Source organism: Novosphingobium kunmingense (assembly GCF_002813245.1).
Classification (GTDB): Bacteria; Pseudomonadota; Alphaproteobacteria; order Sphingomonadales; family Sphingomonadaceae; genus Novosphingobium; species Novosphingobium kunmingense.
Map to the genome: position 1 here is coordinate 239897 of NZ_PHUF01000005.1, position 17149 is coordinate 257045.

A 17149-nucleotide genomic window follows, 5' to 3' on the forward strand; every position below is an offset into this window, starting at 1 on the left:
CATCGTTCCGCCTTATGGAGGGGGCGTGAACAGGAGCAACAGGAACTTTGGTTAATTCGGTGCAAACCCAATCGCTCAAGCACGATCTCGCGCAGGAGGCGCGGCGGCTGGGTTTCGTCGCTTGCGGGGTGACCGCGGGGACCGAGGATCCCTCGCGTGCGGCGCGGCTCGAACAGTGGCTGGGCGAGGGGATGCACGGCGCGATGGAGTGGATGGAAACACGCGCCCACCACCGCCGCAGCCCCGAAGGCCTGTGGCCCAAGGCCAGAAGCGTCATCGCCCTGGGCATGAGCTACGCCCCGGCGCACGATCCGCTGGCGCTCGAAGCCGAGCCGTCCCGCGCGCGCATTTCGGTCTATGCACAGGGGCGCGACTACCACGACACGGTCAAGAAGGCGCTCAAGGCCCTGGCGCGCTGGCTGGTCGACGAGGCCAAAGCGCGCGGCCTCGGCACCGTCGGGGTCAAGGTCTTCGTCGATACCGCGCCGGTGATGGAAAAGCCGCTCGGCCAGGCGGCAGGCCTAGGCTGGCAGGGCAAGCACAGCAACCTTGTCAGCCGGCAGCACGGTTCGTGGCTGTTCCTCGGGGCAATCTATACTACGCTTGAGCTTTCGCCCGACGGGGCCGAGGACGACCGCTGCGGGTCGTGCACTGCGTGCCAGGCGGCCTGTCCGACCGATGCCTTTCCGCGCCCCTACGTGGTCGATGCGCGGCGCTGCATTTCCTACCTGACGATCGAGCTGAAGGAGGCCGTGCCGGTCGAATTTCGCAAGGCGCTGGGCAACCGGATCTACGGCTGCGACGATTGTCTGGCGGTCTGCCCGTGGAACAAGTTCGCCGATACGGCGCACCGGATGCAGGCCTTCCTGCCGCGCGCCGAACTGGTTGCACCGAGGTTGGCGGACCTGCTCGCGCTCGACGACGCGGGCTTTCGCGCGCTGTTTTCCGGCTCGCCGATCAAGCGGATCGGGCGCGCCCGGTTTGTGCGCAATTGCCTCTATGCGGCCGGCAACAGCGGCGACGCGGCGCTGCGCGCGCCGGTGGCTGCGCTGACTGCCGATCCGGACCCGGTCGTTGCCGATGCCGCGCGCTGGGCGCTGGCGGAGCTTTCCGTCTAGCGCCCGAGCAGGTTGCGGGCCTGGCTCGCGATCTGCGCCAGCATGGCGGGTGCCACGGGCGCCGCCTGCTGGGCGCGGGCCACCACGGTGCGGAACTGCCGGACCGCCTGGGCCTGCGCTTCGGTCCACTTGGCGACGGCCCCGGCGGGGTCGCCCTTGCGGCCCATGGCGCGGCGCAGGAAATCCAGGCGCATCTGCTGGAAATCGCGCGCGAGGCCATTGACCAGCAAGCGCTCCCACGGATCGGAGGGGCTCATCCGCGCGGCCGTCACCTGTGCCCAGTCGAGACCGAGCTCGGCACCGAGCCGGGTGAAGGCCTGGGTGATCGCGCGCGCCGGAACTCCGCAATCCTTGGCCAGCTTCGCAAGGCCGATCGTCCCGTCGAGGTCGAACAGCTTGGCGACCATCGCGGCGACCTTTTCGGGCGCGCCGGCGGCGGCCAGATCCGCACGCATACGCGCCGACTGGCTCTTCGCCTCGCTCGCCAGCAGGGCATCGGTATCGTGGGTCAGGGTTTTCACCCCGGCTGCGAAATCGTGGACCAGCTTCGAGGGTGCGGTCGATCCACCGCCAGCGCGCAACAGGTCGGCCATGTGATCGGTCATCGCGGCGGCGGCGCGATCGAACAGCAGGATGCGCGCGGCTTCGGGCATCGGTGTCGTCTCGATCGCCTCCCACACCGACGCCATGCCGAGCAGGTCCTCGACCGCGACGAAAGCGGCGGTTACCTGGGCCAGCGTGGCCCCTTCCTCGTCGACCAGCTCGAACGGGTGGATCAGGCCGAGACGGTTGACCAGCCTGTTGGCCAGCCGCGTCGCTATGATCTCGCGGCGCAGGCGGTGGTGCAGGATGTCGGTCTTGAACCTGGTGCGCATCGGCACCGGGAACTTGGCGATCACCTCGTCCGACAAGCCGGGGTCGTCGACGACCGCCGAATCTTCCAGCGCGTCCTGCAGGGCCAGCTTGGCGCAGGACAGCAGCACGGCCAGTTCGGGCCGGGTCAGGCCGCGCCCGTCCATCGCGCGGCGCAGGAGCACATCGCTTTCGGCGAGGCCCTCGGTCTTGCGGTCGAGCTGGCCGGCCGCTTCCAGCGCCTCGACCAGCCGCAGGTGCGATCCCGTCGAAGCTGCGCCGCCCGCCTGGGCGATCGACAGGGCAAGCGCCTGGAGCCGGTTGTCCTCGAGCACGATGTCCGAGACCTCGTCGGTCATGCTTTCGAGGAGTCGCACGCGGGCCGGCTCGCTCAGCCGCCCGGCGCGCTTGGCACTGGCCAGCGCGATCTTGATGTTGACCTCGTTGTCCGAACAATCGACCCCGGCCGAATTGTCGATGAAGTCGGTGTTGATGCGCCCGCCGTTCAGCGCGAACTCGATGCGGCCGGCCTGGGTGCAGCCAAGGTTGGCGCCTTCGCCGATGACCTTGCAGCGCAGGTCCTGGCCGTCGATGCGCAGCGCGTCGTTGGCCGGATCGCCGACCTGGACGTTGTTTTCGCTCGCCGCCTTCACATAGGTGCCGATCCCGCCGAACCAGATCAGGTCGATCTCGGCCTTGAGGATCGCAGTGATCAGGCCATCGGGGTCGATGCTGGCCTGGTCAAGGCCGAGCATGGCCTTGACCTCGGCCGACAAGGGAATCTCCTTCAGCGTGCGGGCAAAGACGCCGCCGCCCCTGGAGATGAGCCTGGCGTTGTAATCCTCCCAGCTCGACCGCGGCAGCGCGAACATCCGCGCACGCTCCTTCCAGCTCCGGGCCGGGTCGGGATCGGGGTCGAGGAAGATGTGGCGGTGATCGAAGGCGGCGACCAGCTTGATTGCCTTCGACAGCAGCATGCCGTTGCCGAACACGTCGCCGCTCATGTCTCCGCAGCCGGCCACGCGCACGGGCTCTGCCTGCACGTCGACGCCCATTTCCAGGAAATGCCGCTGGACCGACAGCCACGCACCCTTGGCGGTGATGCCCATCGCCTTGTGGTCGTACCCCTTCGAACCGCCGCTGGCGAAAGCATCGTCGAGCCAGAAGTCGTGGTCTTCGGCGATCGCGTTGGCGGTATCGGAATAGGTCGCCGTGCCCTTGTCGGCGGCGACCACGAAATAGGGATCCTCGCCGTCGCGGATTACAACGGCCTTGGGATGGACCACCTTGGTACCGACGATGTTGTCGGTGATCGACAAGAGGGTGCGGATGAAGACCTTGTAGCTTTCCTTGCCCTCGGTCAGCCATGCGTCGCGGTCGGTGCGGGGATCGGGAAGCTGCTTGGGATAGAACCCGCCCTTGGCGCCCGACGGCACGATCACCGCGTTCTTGACCCGCTGCGCCTTCATCAGGCCGAGGATTTCGGTGCGGAAGTCGTCGCGCCGGTCGGACCAGCGCAGCCCGCCGCGCGCAACCGGGCCGGAGCGCAGGTGGATGCCCTCGACCCGCCGCGAATAGACGAAGATCTCGCGCCAGGGCAGCGGCTTGGGCAGCCCGGGAACGAGCGCCGAATCGAGCTTGAAGGCCAGCGCCTCGGCTCCTGCGGGGGCATAGGCGTTGGTCCGCAGCACAGCTTCGACCACGCTGCGGAACTGGCGGAGCAGGCGGTCGTCGTTGATCGCGGAAACCTGCGACAGGCCGGTGCGGATCTGGCCCTGCGCGTGGCTCTCGCCCTTGGCGCGGTCGCCGCGAAAGGCGGGGTCATGGCGGCAGGCGAACAGCTCGACCAGCGCGCGGGTAACGATGGGCGCATGGTTCAGCGCATCGACCGCGGTTTGAATCGAGAAATTGTTCCCGGCCTGGCGCAGGTAGCGGTACCAGGCGCGCAGCCAGTTCGCCTCGTGCGCGTGGAGCGACACGGCGGTGATCAGGCGGTTGAAGGGATCGTCTTCGGCAAGGCCGTTGAGTACGTCCGACACCGCCGCTTCGATCGCGTCAGAGCGCTTGAGCAGGTGGCCTGCGTCCATACCGGCGGGAAGGGCCAGGAGGAAATCGTGGATCGTGCCCAGGCGCCCATCGTCAAGGTCGGTCGGCACGTCCTCGATCACCCGGAAGCCGAAGTTCTCCAGCGCCGGGACCACGTCCGACAGCGCGAGCGAGCCGTGCCGCTGGTAAAGCTTGAGTCGCGCCATGCCGGACCCGTCGCCGGCCATGACGTGAAGCCGCGTGGCGCGGCGCGGGCCGGGTTCGCCATCGGCGGCAACGCGGCGGAGGCGCGCGATATCGAGCGCGGCTTCGGCGGCGCCGTATTCGCTGCGGTAGGCGAGCGGGAAGGCCTCCGCGTGGCGCATTGCAATGGCGGCGGCGCGGCTCGGCTCCTCGCTGGCGGCGATTTCGCTTTCGACCGCCTCGGTCCAGCCGCGCAGCATGCCTTGCAGTTCGGCATCGAGCCCGGCCTCGACGGGAATTTTCGCCACTTCGGGCAGGTCGAGGACCGAGCGCAGCAGCGCCAGATTGCCCTCGATCTCGGTACTCCAGTCGAGCACGGGCGCATCGCAGGCCTCGACCAGGCGGGCCTGGACGCGCAGGCGCGTCGCGGTCGACATGGCGTCGCGTGGCAACCATACGAAGGTGAACAGGTGCCGCATCAGCGGTGCGGGCACGATCACCAGCTTGGGACGCGGCCGGTCGGTCAGGCTCATCGCCGCGGCGGCGACGCGTTCGACCTCGGCATCGCTGAAGCTGATCATCAGGTCGTGAGGCAGCCGCGTCATGGCATGGACCAGCGCCTTGTCGGCGTGGCCCTGCGCCGAAAAGCCGAGGCGCTTCGACAGGCTGGCAAGCTGCTTGCGCAGGCGCGGCACCTCCTGCGGCGGGGCCGCCAGCGCGGCGCTGGTCCAGATCCCGGCGTGGACCGACAGGGCGGCTACCTTGCCGTCCTCGATCACCGGCAGGATGAACAGGTCGAGCGGAGTGCGGCGGTGGACCGTGCTGATCCGGTTGGACTTCACCACCAGCGGCTGGTGGGTGGATCTCTTGGCCTTGTCGAACCAGGCGAAGGCGCGATCATAGGACAGGTCGCCAAGGAGGGTCTTCGCGCTCTTGCGGCAAATCCCCAGCGCGCCGGTCTGGCTGCCGTCGCGGCGACGAGTGATGTGGCCAAGCTGGGTCAACGCGCCACCGGCGAACCAGCGCAGCAGTTCGGCTCCCTCGGCATCTTGGCAGTTCGCGGCGTCGAGGGTCATCGCTGCCTGCAGCCTGGGCCAGTCGTTCACCGCGGCGCGGACGTCGGCCAGCGTGGCCGAAAGGCTCTGTTCCAGTTTGCGGCGCAGTCGCGCGTCGCCGCGCTGCACTTCCATGTAGACCATCGATTCGGCGTGGGCGTCCGGTGTGCCGGGCTCGGCGATGGCGCTCAGCTTGCCGGCCGCGCTGCGGGTGACGGTAACGACCGGATGGAGCAGGCGATCGATCGCCAGGCCCTCGGCCGCGATCGTCGCGGCGATCGAATCAACCAGGAACGGCATGTCGGCGTTGATGACCGCGACCCGCATGAAGCGTTCGCTGGCAGTGCCTGAAACCGATTCGATGACGATGATCGGCTCGGTGCCGCTGCGGGTCCTGGCGGCGGCCAGCACGAAGGCGGCGGCATGGTCCAGCCCGCCCCTGGCAAACGGCGGGTCGCCCGGCAGCATGGCTGAGGTAAGGCGCGCGGCCATCGCCTGTTCGAGGCTGGCCTTCGCGCCGCTGCGGGCGGTTTTCAACGTCATGGCATGGCTCCTCAGGCGGCCGCGACCGCTCCACTCCTGCGTGTTACATTATTGCTGTCTCATGCAGCACTATTTCGTCTCTTTAGAACCATGCCGATGCCGCCGCAACCCGGTTTGCCCGCGAATCGTGCCGATTTCAGGCCAGTGCCTTCATCGTCAGGTCGAGCGAGTGGCGCCGTGCCGCCGGATCGAAGGTCGAGCCCGACACGATCAGCTCGTCGGCGCCGGTCCGCTCGACCACGCGGGCCACGGCATCGGCGACTGTGGCAGGTGATCCGATCGCGCTGACTTGCCGCATGTGTTCGAGCATGGCGAGCGCGGTTGGCGGCAAGGTCTGGCGGTAACCCTGCACCGGCGGTTTCAGCCTGCCGGGATTGCCCGTGCGCAGCGCAACGAAGCTCTGGTCCATCGAGGTGCAGAGGAGGGCCGCCTCCTCGTCGCTGTCGGCGGCGATGACGTTCATCGCGACCATGACATGGGGGTGTTCCAGCGCAGGGGTCGGGCGGAACTGGCGGCGATAGACCTCGAGCGCCTGGTCGAGCAGGTCGGGCGCGAAATGCGAGGCAAAGGCGAAGGGCAGCCCCAGTGCGGCGGCCAGTTGCGCGCCGAACAGGCTCGAGCCGAGCATCCACATCTCGACCCTGGCGCCGAGGCCGGGCGTCGCCCTTATCCCGATGTCGGGTTCGCCGGTCAGCAGCGCGCGCAGTTCGAGGACGTCCTGTGGGAATTGCTCCGAAACCCGCGCCAGATCGCGGCGCAGGGCTTGCGAAATGCGCATGTCCGCCCCTGGTGCGCGGCCGAGGCCCAGGTCGACGCGGCCCGGGAACAGCGCGTCGAGGGTGCCGAACTGTTCGGCGATCACGAAAGGGTTGTGGTTGGGCAGCATGATCCCGCCCGAGCCGATGCGGATCCTGGCCGTTGCGTTGCCGATATGGGCGAGGACGACCGAGGTCGCGCCCCCGGCGATGCCTTCCATCGCGTGGTGTTCGGCCACCCAGAAGCGCTTGTAGCCCGCCGCTTCGGCGGCTTTGGCGAGAAGCGCCGCTTCGGCAAGGGCTTCGGCGGGGCCCGATCCTTCGCGGACGGGGACGAGGTCTAGGACGGAAAGGGGGATCATCGCCCTTCGGATGTAGGGCCGGGATCCAGTTGATCAAGGTAGCCCTTTGCAACCTTTGCCTGGTCGCTGCCGGGCGCGGTGGCGATGACCGAGCGCCAGGACTTGCGCGCCGCATCATCGCGCGCGGCCAGCACGGCGATAACCCCGGCTTCCAGCCCGATATCGGGATCCTGCGGCGCGATGGCCGATGCCTTTTCGATGAAGGCCTGCGCTTCGCCCAGCTTGCCTGCGCGGCGCGACAGGGTGGCAGACAGCAGCCAGGCAAGGCCGTTGCCCGGTGCGTCTGCGCGCGCTTCGGCCAGCACGGCTGCCGCTTCGGCATCGCGCTTCATGGCTACGAGGGCGCGGGCGCGGTCGATCCCGACTTCGGCAGCCAGAACCTTGTCGGCGGCGCTGCGGGCATCGGCCTGTGCGGCGGCCAGCATGCCCAGAGCGCGGTCGGCACCGCCAGCGGCCATGGCGGCGTTGGCGGCCATTGTGCCGAGCCGCGCCTTGTCCGCCGAATCGCTGGACGACACATCGGCGCGGGCGCCCAGGAACGCCGCTTCTGCCCCGGCGAAATCGCCCTGCTCGCTCAGCGCCAGGCCCAGGCAATGGCCGGCGGGTACGCGGGCCGAACCCACGGCACCGTCGCGCCAGGCGATGGCGCTGGTGACGGCCGCGGCGGCATCGGTCTGGGTCAGGTCAAGGCATTCGCGCAGGCGCTGCACCACCGGATTTGCCGTGACCGGAGCCGGCGGCCCGCTGACCGCAGCCTTCTTGCGCGGAAGATCGAGCGGTGCCTGCATCTGGGTGCCGGTCGGCCCAATCTGGGCGAGAAGGGGAAGCAGGGCGGCAAGGGTCAGGGACATCGGGGTCTTTCCGTTCAGGCCAGCGCGGCAAGCGTGCGCAGCAGCAGGGCGATGTCGCCGTCACGCGACAAGCGGTGGTCGCCGTCCTTGATCAGGATCACCTGCACATCGTCTGAACGCAGCTGCGCCGACAGCCGCAGCGACAGTTCCCACGGCACGTCGGGATCGGCCTGGCCGTGGATCAGCCGCACCGGGCAGGTCAACGCGATCGCGCTTTCGAGCAAGCGCTGCGCCTGCCCGTCGGTCCAGAACAGCGGATGGGTCGGTGTCGGCTCGGGGCCATAGGGGTTGTCCTCGAACACCGTGCGGCCGGCGGCCAGGTCGGCCTTCTGTCCAGGTGTGGTGCCCCATTCGGTGAAGTCCGGCGCGGCGGCGATGCCGACCAGTCCGGCCAGCCGATCGCCCAGAGCCAGCCCCAGCAGCAGCATCAGCCACCCGCCCATCGACGATCCGACAAGCACCACCGGACCAGCACAGTGCGCATCGATCAAGGCCAGCACCTCCTCGCGCCAGCGGCTCAGCGTGCCATCGGCGAAGTCGCCGTCCGAAAGGCCGCAACCCGAATAGTCGAGCAGCAGGCATTCGCGGCCCTCGGCCATCGCCCAGTCGAACACCGCGGTCGCCTTGCCGCCTGCCATGTCGGACATGTAGCCGGGCAGGAACACGATGGCCGGCCCGCTGCCGGGGGTGTGACGATAGGCAATGCGGCGGCCATCGGGCAGGGCGTGGAAGCGTGGATCGGTCATGCGCGGCCTTGTGGCAGGACCGGCGCGGGGAGGGAACCGGCAAGCGATGCGTCCTCGCCGCCACTGTCATTGCCCTGTCCGAAAGCGGCGCTAGTCTCGTATCTCGAACAGGGAGAGTAGCGTGCCGCCAGAATGTCCACCCCTTGCCGCCAGTCTGGCGACCCGCCGCAGCGCCCTCAAGCTTGCCGGACTGGGCCTGATCGGCCTTGGCGCGCCGCTCGGTGCTGTCGTGCCGGTGTCCGGCTTCACCCACGGGGTGGCGAGCGGCGAGCCGGCAGGCGACCGGGTCCTGCTGTGGACGCGCTATGCGGCTGCCGGCAATGCGGAGCTGCGTTGGGAAGTATCGGACAGCCTCGATTTCTCGCGCATCGCCGCTGGCGGCACGGTCATCGCTTCGCCCGCATCGGATGGCTGCACCAAGGTCACGGCGACCGGCCTGAGGCCGGACAGCTGGTACTACTACCGCTTCGTCGGCCCTGACGGCGCGGTGTCCGATGTGGGGCGGACGCGGACCCTGCCGGTGGATGCCGCAAGTCGCTTTCGCGTCGCCGTGTTTTCCTGTGCCAACTTCGGCTTCGGCTTTTTCAATGCCTATGCCCACGCGGCCGAGGCGGGGGATTTCGACCTGGTCGTGCACACCGGCGATTACCTCTACGAATACCCGCGCGGCGAGTACCCGAGCGCCAGGGACGTCCTTCCCGGCCGCGAGGCTCCGCCCGAAGAGATGGTCACGCTGGCGCAGTACCGCGCGCGCTTTGCCCAGTACCGCAGCGATCCGGATCTGCAGCGCATTCACCAGCTCTACCCGATGGTGGCGATGTGGGACGATCACGAAACCGCCAACGATACCTGGGCCGGCGGAGCCCAAAATCATCAAGCGAATGAAGGCGACTGGCAAACCCGCAAGCGCATATCCGAACAGGTCTACCGTGAATGGATGCCGGTGTCCGACGCGCCCTATGCCGCTTACGAGATCGGCGACCTCGCCTCGCTCTACCGGCTCGAAAGCCGCCACCTGGCGCGCAGCCAGCCGCTCGATCTGCTGGGCGTGGCCAAGGCTGCCACCGCGGCAGAAGCGGACGCGAGGCTTGCCGGCTTTCGTGATGGAGCCTGGGCAGATCCCGCCCGCACGCTTCTTGGAACGGCGCAGGAAAGCTGGCTGGCCACTTCGCTGAGGGCCTCCACACGGGCGCGCAAGCCGTGGCAGGTGCTGGGCCAGCAGATCGTGATGGGATCGCTGGTCCTGCCCGATTCGGTGACGGCGAGCCTGCCCGCCAAGGCGCCGGACTGGCTGCGCGACCGGTTGATCGCCTACCAGCGCGCCGGGCGGGACGGACTGCCCTTCAACATGGACGCGTGGGACGGCTACCCCGCCGCGCGCGACCGGCTCTACCGCGCCGCGCTGGACGCCGATGCCAACCTGATCGTCCTGTCGGGCGACAGCCACAACGCCTGGGCCTTCGACCTCGACCGCAAGGGCGCCCGCGTCGGCGTGGAAATGGCCGGGCACAGCGTGACCAGCCCCGGCGCGGAAGGCAGCCTGGCCTGGATCAAGCCCGATGCCCTTGCCCGCGACGTGGTGGCACGCAATCCGCAGCTGAAATGGTGCGACACCGCGCGGCGCGGCTACCTGGCGGTGGACCTGACCCCGCACAGCGCAACCGGCGAATGGCGCTTCCTCTCCTCCGTACGCCAGCGCGGAACGGCGTTGGCAGACGTGCAGAGGATGGTCGTTCTGGCCGGGCAGCGCCGCTTTTCGGCGTAGTTGAGCCTGAACCAGTCCCGTGCTAGAGGCGCAGGCGATGATGCAGCGGAACGCCTTTGCACCGACTACCACCACCCCGGTCTTCCCGGGGCGGGGCGTGGTCGCTTAAGCCGTCCGCGCACCGCCGCCCGGGTTCGGGCGGCTGGCGTCACCTCCCGAACTCGCTGAAAACCGGCGCCGCCCCTTCCGGTGCGCCGTGCCTTGTGCCAAAGCGCGCCAAACTTGCGTGAGAGTGTCTGCATGTCCGAAGTCCTCAAGATCAGCTTGCCCGATGGTTCCGTCCGCGAGATGCCGGCGGGATCGACTCCGGCCGATGTCGCGGCCGCGATCGGCCCGGGCCTCGCCAAGGCGGCGATCGCCGCGCGGATCGACGGCGATCTGGTCGACCTCAGCCGGCCCTTCACCAAGGACGCGGCCCTGGCTCTGGTGACCAACCGCGACGAGGCCGACGCTCTCGAACTGGCGCGGCATGACTTTGCCCACGTGCTGGCCGAAGCAGTCCAGGCGCTGTGGCCCGGCACGCAGATCACCTTCGGCCCCGCGACGGACGACGGGTTCTATTACGACGTGATGGCTCCCGCGAGCCGCGCCCCCTTTGGCATGGAGGACCTGCCGGCGATCGAGGACCGGATGCGCGCGATCATCAAGGCCGACAAGCCGCTGACGCGCGAGGTGTGGAGCCGCCAGCAGCTGATCGACAAGTGGCGGGCCGATGGCGAGACCTTCAAGGCCGAATGGGCCGCTGAACTGCCCGAGGGCGAAGAGCTCACCGTCTATCGCAGCGGCACCGACTGGCTCGACATGTGCCGCGGGCCGCACCTGCCCTCGACCGGCAAGCTCGATCCCCAGGCGTTTAAGCTGATGCGCGTGGCCGGCGCCTACTGGCGCGGCGACCAGAACAACGCGCAGCTGACGCGCATCTACGGCACCGGCTGGCTCAACAAGAAGCAGCTCGACGCGCACCTGATGCGGCTGGAAGAAGCCGCCAAGCGCGACCACCGCAAGCTGGGCCAGGAAATGGACCTGTTCCATTTGCAGGCCGAAGCGCACGGATCGGTGTTCTGGCACCCCCAGGGCTATGTCATCTACCGCGAGCTGGAAGATTACATCCGCCGCGCGGTGCAGGGCGCGGGCTGCAAGGAAGTGAAGACGCCGCAGGTGATGGACGCCCGCCAGTGGGAACAGTCAGGTCACTGGGGCAAGTACCGCGCCAATATGTTCGTCATCCCCGACGAGGTTCCGAACACCGAGGATGACGGTCCCGTCATCTCGGGCGATGCCGACTGGATGGCGCTGAAGCCGATGAACTGCCCGGCCCACGTCCTCATCTTCCGCCAGGGGATCAAGTCGTACCGCGACCTGCCGCTGCGCATCGTCGAGAACGGCTGCTGCCACCGCAACGAACCGCACGGCGCGCTGCACGGGCTTATGCGCGTGCGCCAGTTCACGCAGGACGATGGGCACATCTTCTGCCGCGAGGACCAGATCGTCGAGGAAGTGCGCTCGTTCTGCGAGCTGGCCGACCGGGTCTATCGCGACTTCGGCTTCACCTATGCGGTCAAGCTGGCGCTGCGCCCCGAACAGCGCTTCGGCAGCGATGCCGACTGGGACAAGGCCGAACAGGAACTGCGCCAGGCGGTGATCGACGCAGGGCTCGCGACCGAGAAATACGGCTGGGAAGAACTGCCCGGCGAAGGCGCGTTCTATGCGCCCAAGCTGGAATGGCACCTGACCGACGCGATTGGGCGCACCTGGCAGGTCGGCACGATCCAGTCCGACCGCGTGCTGCCCGAACGGCTTGACGCCAGCTACGTCGGCGAGGACGGCGAAAAGCACCGCCCGGTCATGCTGCACCGCGCGATCTTCGGCTCCTACGAACGCTTCATCGGCATCCTTATCGAACACTACGCCGGCAAGCTGCCGGTGTGGCTGGCTCCGACCCAGGCGGTGATTGCGACGATCGTGTCCGACGCCGACGGCTATGCCGCCGAAGTGACCGCGCAGCTTGCCGCGGCCGGAATCCGCGTCGAAACCGACACCCGCAACGAGAAGATCAACTACAAGGTCCGCGACCATTCCCTGAAGAAGGTCCCGCATCTGCTGGTCGTGGGCAAGCGCGAGGCCGAGGAAGGCACCGTGGCCCTTCGGACACTAGGCGCCGAGCACCAGAAGGTTATGCCGCTGTCCGAGGCGATCGCCATGCTAAAGGCTGACGCGACACCGCCGGACCTGCGCCCGGTCTAGCGCAGGAGGACGTTGGCGGAGGGGGGACGAATGGTTACGCTGATCAAGGCATCGTTGCTGCTCAATGTCGCGGTCCTGATTCCGGTCTGCGCCAGCATCGCCCTTCACGCCGGCTGGACAGACGCGGCCTATGGGCCGCCGGGCCCGGCGCGCGGAATCCTGCTGTCGATCTATCTGGCCATCATGGCGGTTTCGGCCGGGCTGCTGTTCCGGCCGGTGCCGGCAATGGTCGCGGCGCTTCTGGCCGTGCAGGTCCTCTACAAGATCACGACCCCGGTCACGGTCGGAACGCTCGGCAATCCGGTCGTGCTCAGCAACCTTGCGATCGCGGCATTCCACATCGTCACCTTGCGGGCGATTGCCCTGAAGACTTGGTTCTGATCGTGCCGAACTGGCCAGCGGCCATGCTGGCCGGCCTGACCCCGGGGCAGATCGCGGTCATGATCGCGGCGACGCTGGCTGCGGCCTTCGTGCGCGGGCTGGCGGGCTTTGGCATGGCGATCCTGCTGGTGCCGGTGCTCGGCCTGGCGATCCCGCCGCGCGAGGCGGTGGTGGTGGCCAACTGGCTGGGGCTGCTGATCGGCCTGGTGGGCGTGAAGCGGATCGCCGGGCAGAGCGAGCGCAGCGCCTTCATCATTTCCGCGCTGGCCGTGATGGCAACGCCGCTCGGCGTCTGGTTGCTGGCGGTTACCGATCCGGCGCTGGCCCGCCTGCTGATCGCGCTGATCGCGCTGGGTTCCTTCGTGCTGGTGCTGTTACCCAAGCGCCCGGCGCACCATCTCCCCGGCGTGCTGGAGACGGGCGGGACCGGGCTCGTTTCGGGTGTGCTGACGGGCTTTGCCGGGATGCCCGGGCCGCCGGTCGTGCCCTATTACCTGCGCCGCGCGATCCCGCCGCAACTGGCGCGAGCCTCGATGATGACGATCTTCCTCGCGACCTCGATCGCCGGGGTGGTGGCGGCACTGGCGCTCGGCGTCGCGACATGGCGCGAGCCTCTGCTGGCCGCGCTGCTGTTTCCGGCCGTGCTGCTGGGCAACTGGCTCGGTACACACGCATTCGGCAGGGTCGGCGAGGCGGCCTGGCGGATCTTTACCGGAACGGTGCTGGGGCTTGCGGCAATGGCGGCGCTGTGGCGCCTGCTGCAGGCCTAGGCGAACGAGGCGGCGAAGGCCTTGTCGGCGAGGCAGACAGTGCTGGCCGCCGCAGCCGGCGCCAGGTAGCTCGCGCCGATCATTGCCAGTGCGCAGGTATAGACCATAACGCGGCGCGCCGCGTCGGGGGAAAGCCGGATCGCCTGGTGGGCGACGAGGGTCAGGGCCTGGGTCATGGCAGGGGTTCTGCGCCCGCGTCCCTTACCAAGCCGTAAACAAAATGGCCCGCCACGCGAAAGGGGCGCGTGACGGGCCAAACTTCCTCCCCAGGAAGTGCGTGTGCGGATGTTTCGCCGCGATCTGGTTCGCCCGCAGCCGGTCAGGCCGCGAACTGGTTCATCGTGTTGGCTGCGCCGCCCGCCTTGAGGGCCGCTTCGCCGGCAAAGTATTCCTTGTGATCGTCGCCGATGTCCGACCCGCTCATGTTCTGGTGCTTCACGCAGGCGATGCCCTGACGGATTTCCTCGCGCTGGACGTTCTTGACGTAGCCCAGCATCCCGGCGTCGCCGAAGTATTCCCTGGCGAGGTTGTCGGTGCTGAGCGCCGCGGTGTGATAGGTCGGCAGCGTGATCAGGTGGTGGAAGATGCCTGCCTCGCGAGCCGCGTCCTTCTGGAAGGTGCGGATGCGCTCGTCGGCTTCGGCGGCAAGCGCCGAACCGTCGTAGTCCACGCTCATCAAGCGTGCCCGGTCATAGGCCGAGACATCCTCTCCCAAGGCCTGCCAGGCGTCGAACACCTGCTGGCGGAAATTGAGAGTCCAGTTGAAGCTGGGGCTGTTGTTGTAGACCAGCTTGGCGTTGGGGATGACCTCGCGGATGCGCGAAACCATGCCGCCGATCTGGCCGATGTGCGGCTTTTCGGTTTCGATCCACAGCAGGTCGGCGCCGTTCTGCAGGCTGGTGATGCAGTCGAGCACGCAGCGGTCCTCGCCCGTCCCGGCGCGGAACTGGAACAGGTTCGAAGGCAGGCGCTTGGGCTTCAGGAGCTTGCCGTCGCGGCTGATAAGCACGTCGCCGTGGCCCAGGTTACCGCCATCGACTTCTTCGCAGTCGAGGAAGCTGTTGTACTGGTCGCCGATGTCGCCGGCTTCGCGGGTGAAGGCGATCTGCTTGGTCAGGCCGGCACCAAGCGAGTCGGTGCGGGCAACGATCACCCCGTCGGGAACGCCCAGTTCCATGAAGGCATAGCGAACCGCGCGGATCTTCGCGAGGAAGTCCTCGTGCGGCACGGTGACCTTGCCGTCCTGGTGGCCGCACTGCTTTTCGTCCGAGACCTGGTTTTCGATCTGGATGCAGCAGGCCCCGGCCTCGATCATCTTCTTCGACAGAAGATAAGTCGCCTCGGCGTTGCCGAAGCCGGCGTCGATGTCGGCCACGATCGGAACGATATGGGTATCGTGGTTGTCGATCGCGGTCTGGACTGCCTTGGCCTTGACCTCGTCGCCGGCGGCGCGCGCCGCATCGAGATCGCGGAACAGCATGCCCAGTTCGCGGGCGTCGGCCTGGCGCAGGAAGGTGTAGAGTTCCTCGATCAGCATCGGCACGCTGGTCTTTTCATGCATCGACTGATCGGGCAGCGGACCGAATTCGCTGCGCAGCGCGGCGACCATCCAGCCCGACAGGTACAGGTAACGGCCCTTGGTGGTGCCGAAGTGCTTCTTGATCGAAATCATCTTCTGTTGGCCGATGAAGCCGTGCCAGCAGCCGAGCGACTGGGTGTAGGCGGCCGGATCGGCGTCATAGGCGGCCATGTCGCGGCGCATGATGCCGGCGGTGTAGCGCGCGATGTCGAGCCCGGTCTTGAAGCGGTTCTGCAGCTGCATGCGCGCGACGCTCTCGGCGTCGATTCCGCTCCAGGTCTGGGCGAAAGGCGCGATCTGCGTGTCCGCGTCGGCGATGGTCTGCTGGTAGGTCATGGTGTTCGTCCCTTTTGGACCACCCTGCGGGCGGCGTGTGAGAAGCGCATGACGCGAAGCATGCGGTCCTTGAAGGGTCGTCGGAGTGCGCTTGTAAATGTTTACAACTATTCCTTGTAATGTTGTACGGCCATGACAAGATGCTGGGATGAGCGAATCCCGTCCCCTATATCTAGGCCCGCGCTTGCGCCGCTTGCGCCGCGAACTCGGACTGACCCAGCAAGCGATGGCCGCCGATCTCGGCGTTTCGCCAAGCTATATCGCGCTGCTCGAACGCAACCAGCGCCCGATGACTGCCGACCTGCTGCTGCGCCTTGCGCGCGGCTATCGGCTCGACGTCAGCGATTTCGCCGGCGACGACGCACAGGACTATGCCCGCCGCGTCGGCCAAGTTCTGCGCGATCCGCTGTTCGCCGACATCGAACTGCCGGCATTGGAAGTGGCCGACCTTGCCACCAGTTTCCCCGCCATCAGCGAAGCCCTGCTGCGGCTTCACGGCGCCTACACCCGCGAACAGCGCGAACTGGCGCAGCAGCGCGAAGCGCCGGGCGGGCTCGAATCCGATCCGGTGACCGAGGCGCGCCGCTTCGTGGCCGACAACCGCAATTACTTCCACGCGATCGATACGAAGGCGGAGGAGGTCGCCGCCGCCGTGGCCAAGGCGGGATCGACCGCCGAATGGCTGCGCGCCGGACTGGGCTTGCGCCTGCGCTACCTACCGCCCGATGTGATGATGGATGCGCTGCGCAGGCATGACCGGCACAACAGCCAACTGCTGATCGACGATACGCTCGATGGCGCCAGCCGGGCCTTTCAGGTGGCGAGCCACATCGCCTACGTTTCGCTCAAGCGCGAGATCGCGTCCACTCTCGCCAAGGCGCAGTTCGCGAGCGCGACTGCCGAAGGCCTCGTCCGACGCTCGCTCGCCGCCTATGGCGCGGCGGCAATCCTCATGCCCTACGACCGGTTCGCCCGCGCGGTCGAGGCGCGGGCCTATGACATCGAAGCGCTGAGCCGCCAGTTCTCGTGCAGCTTCGAACAGGTTGCGCACCGCCTGACCACGCTCAACAAGCCGGGTCTTCAGCGCATCCCGTTCTTCTTCATCCGGGTCGATCCCGCCGGAAACGTATCGAAGCGGCTTGACGGAGCGGGCTTTCCCTTCGCCGCGCACGGCGGCGGTTGTCCGCTCTGGTCGGTCCATTCGGTGTTCCGCACCCCCGGTGAAATCGTCACCCAGTTCCTCGAGCTTCCGGACGGCCAGCGTTTCTTTTCCATCGCCCGCACGGTCAAGTCGGGCGGAGGCAGCTGGGACCGGCCGGCGGTGACCCGTGCCATTGCGCTGGCCTGTTCCGCCGAACACGCGCCGCAGCTGGTCTATGCGCAGGGCACCGATCCGAAAGCGCTGGCTACGCCGATCGGGGTGACCTGCCGCCTGTGCAACCGCCCGGCCTGTGCGGCGCGCGCCGTGCCGCCGGTGGGGCGCGAGATCCTGCCCGACGACACCCGCCGCACCGTCGCGCCCTTCGCCTTCGACGAGGGGTAGAGCGAGCCGGCGTTTCGTGG

The 17149-nt window shown here is 67.9% G+C and carries 12 protein-coding genes; 6 read left to right on the forward strand and 6 right to left on the reverse strand.

What is annotated here, in order from left to right; translation table 11 throughout:
* Nucleotides 1-59 precede the first annotated feature (59 nt).
* Nucleotides 60-1118, forward strand: coding sequence for a tRNA epoxyqueuosine(34) reductase QueG (gene queG, locus B0I00_RS13900; protein ID WP_232730255.1), 1059 nt, complete (start codon nucleotides 60-62; stop codon nucleotides 1116-1118).
* Here queG and B0I00_RS13905 read toward each other — a convergent pair.
* The 4 genes from B0I00_RS13905 to B0I00_RS13920 form a co-directional block, all read right to left on the reverse strand.
* Nucleotides 1115-5797: an NAD-glutamate dehydrogenase domain-containing protein gene (locus B0I00_RS13905; protein ID WP_100868003.1), complete on the reverse strand. Its 4683-nt coding sequence runs from the start codon at nucleotides 5795-5797 to the stop codon at nucleotides 1115-1117. The two genes, queG and B0I00_RS13905, sit on opposite strands and share 4 nt — an antisense overlap.
* A 136-nt stretch (nucleotides 5798-5933) precedes the next feature.
* Complete coding sequence (locus tag B0I00_RS13910; protein ID WP_100868004.1) at nucleotides 5934-6914, reverse strand: LLM class flavin-dependent oxidoreductase; 981 nt, start codon at nucleotides 6912-6914, stop codon at nucleotides 5934-5936.
* Complete coding sequence (locus B0I00_RS13915) at nucleotides 6911-7765, reverse strand: tetratricopeptide repeat protein (RefSeq protein WP_100868005.1); 855 nt, start codon at nucleotides 7763-7765, stop codon at nucleotides 6911-6913. Before B0I00_RS13915 ends, B0I00_RS13910 begins: the two co-directional genes overlap by 4 nt.
* A gap of 14 nt (nucleotides 7766-7779) precedes the next feature.
* Nucleotides 7780-8511 carry an alpha/beta fold hydrolase gene (locus B0I00_RS13920; RefSeq protein ID WP_100868006.1) on the reverse strand — a complete coding sequence of 244 codons (732 nt, stop codon included), beginning with the start codon at nucleotides 8509-8511 and terminating at the stop codon, nucleotides 7780-7782.
* A gap of 121 nt (nucleotides 8512-8632) precedes the next feature.
* On the opposite strand from B0I00_RS13920, the gene B0I00_RS13925 reads away from it, so the two are divergent.
* The 4 genes from B0I00_RS13925 to B0I00_RS13940 all read left to right on the forward strand — a co-directional run bounded on the left by B0I00_RS13925 (nucleotide 8633) and on the right by B0I00_RS13940 (nucleotide 13671).
* Nucleotides 8633-10276 (forward strand): alkaline phosphatase D family protein, encoded by a 1644-nt coding sequence (locus B0I00_RS13925; RefSeq protein ID WP_232730256.1) that lies wholly within the window; start codon nucleotides 8633-8635, stop codon nucleotides 10274-10276.
* Nucleotides 10277-10516: 240 nt separating this feature from the next.
* Nucleotides 10517-12520 (forward strand): threonine--tRNA ligase, encoded by a 2004-nt coding sequence (gene thrS, locus B0I00_RS13930; RefSeq protein ID WP_100868007.1) that lies wholly within the window; start codon nucleotides 10517-10519, stop codon nucleotides 12518-12520.
* A 30-nt stretch (nucleotides 12521-12550) separates the two neighbouring features.
* On the forward strand, nucleotides 12551-12901 hold the full coding sequence (locus tag B0I00_RS13935; protein WP_100868008.1) for a hypothetical protein: 351 nt from the start codon (nucleotides 12551-12553) through the stop codon (nucleotides 12899-12901).
* A gap of 2 nt (nucleotides 12902-12903) precedes the next feature.
* Entirely contained in the window at nucleotides 12904-13671 is a 768-nt protein-coding gene (locus tag B0I00_RS13940; RefSeq protein WP_232730257.1) for a sulfite exporter TauE/SafE family protein, read from the forward strand.
* Here the strand turns inward: B0I00_RS13940 and B0I00_RS13945 are convergent.
* Together B0I00_RS13945 and B0I00_RS13950 are read right to left on the reverse strand one after the other, a co-directional pair.
* Nucleotides 13668-13847, reverse strand: coding sequence for a hypothetical protein (locus B0I00_RS13945; RefSeq protein ID WP_100868009.1), 180 nt, complete (start codon nucleotides 13845-13847; stop codon nucleotides 13668-13670). The two genes, B0I00_RS13940 and B0I00_RS13945, sit on opposite strands and share 4 nt — an antisense overlap.
* A 143-nt stretch (nucleotides 13848-13990) precedes the next feature.
* Nucleotides 13991-15586, reverse strand: a complete 1596-nt coding sequence (locus B0I00_RS13950) for an isocitrate lyase (RefSeq protein ID WP_100868010.1) — start codon at nucleotides 15584-15586, stop codon at nucleotides 13991-13993.
* 148 nt (nucleotides 15587-15734) lie between these two features.
* On the opposite strand from B0I00_RS13950, the gene B0I00_RS13955 reads away from it, so the two are divergent.
* Nucleotides 15735-17129, forward strand: coding sequence for a helix-turn-helix domain-containing protein (locus B0I00_RS13955; RefSeq protein WP_100868011.1), 1395 nt, complete (start codon nucleotides 15735-15737; stop codon nucleotides 17127-17129).
* Nucleotides 17130-17149: the final 20 nt, after the last annotated feature.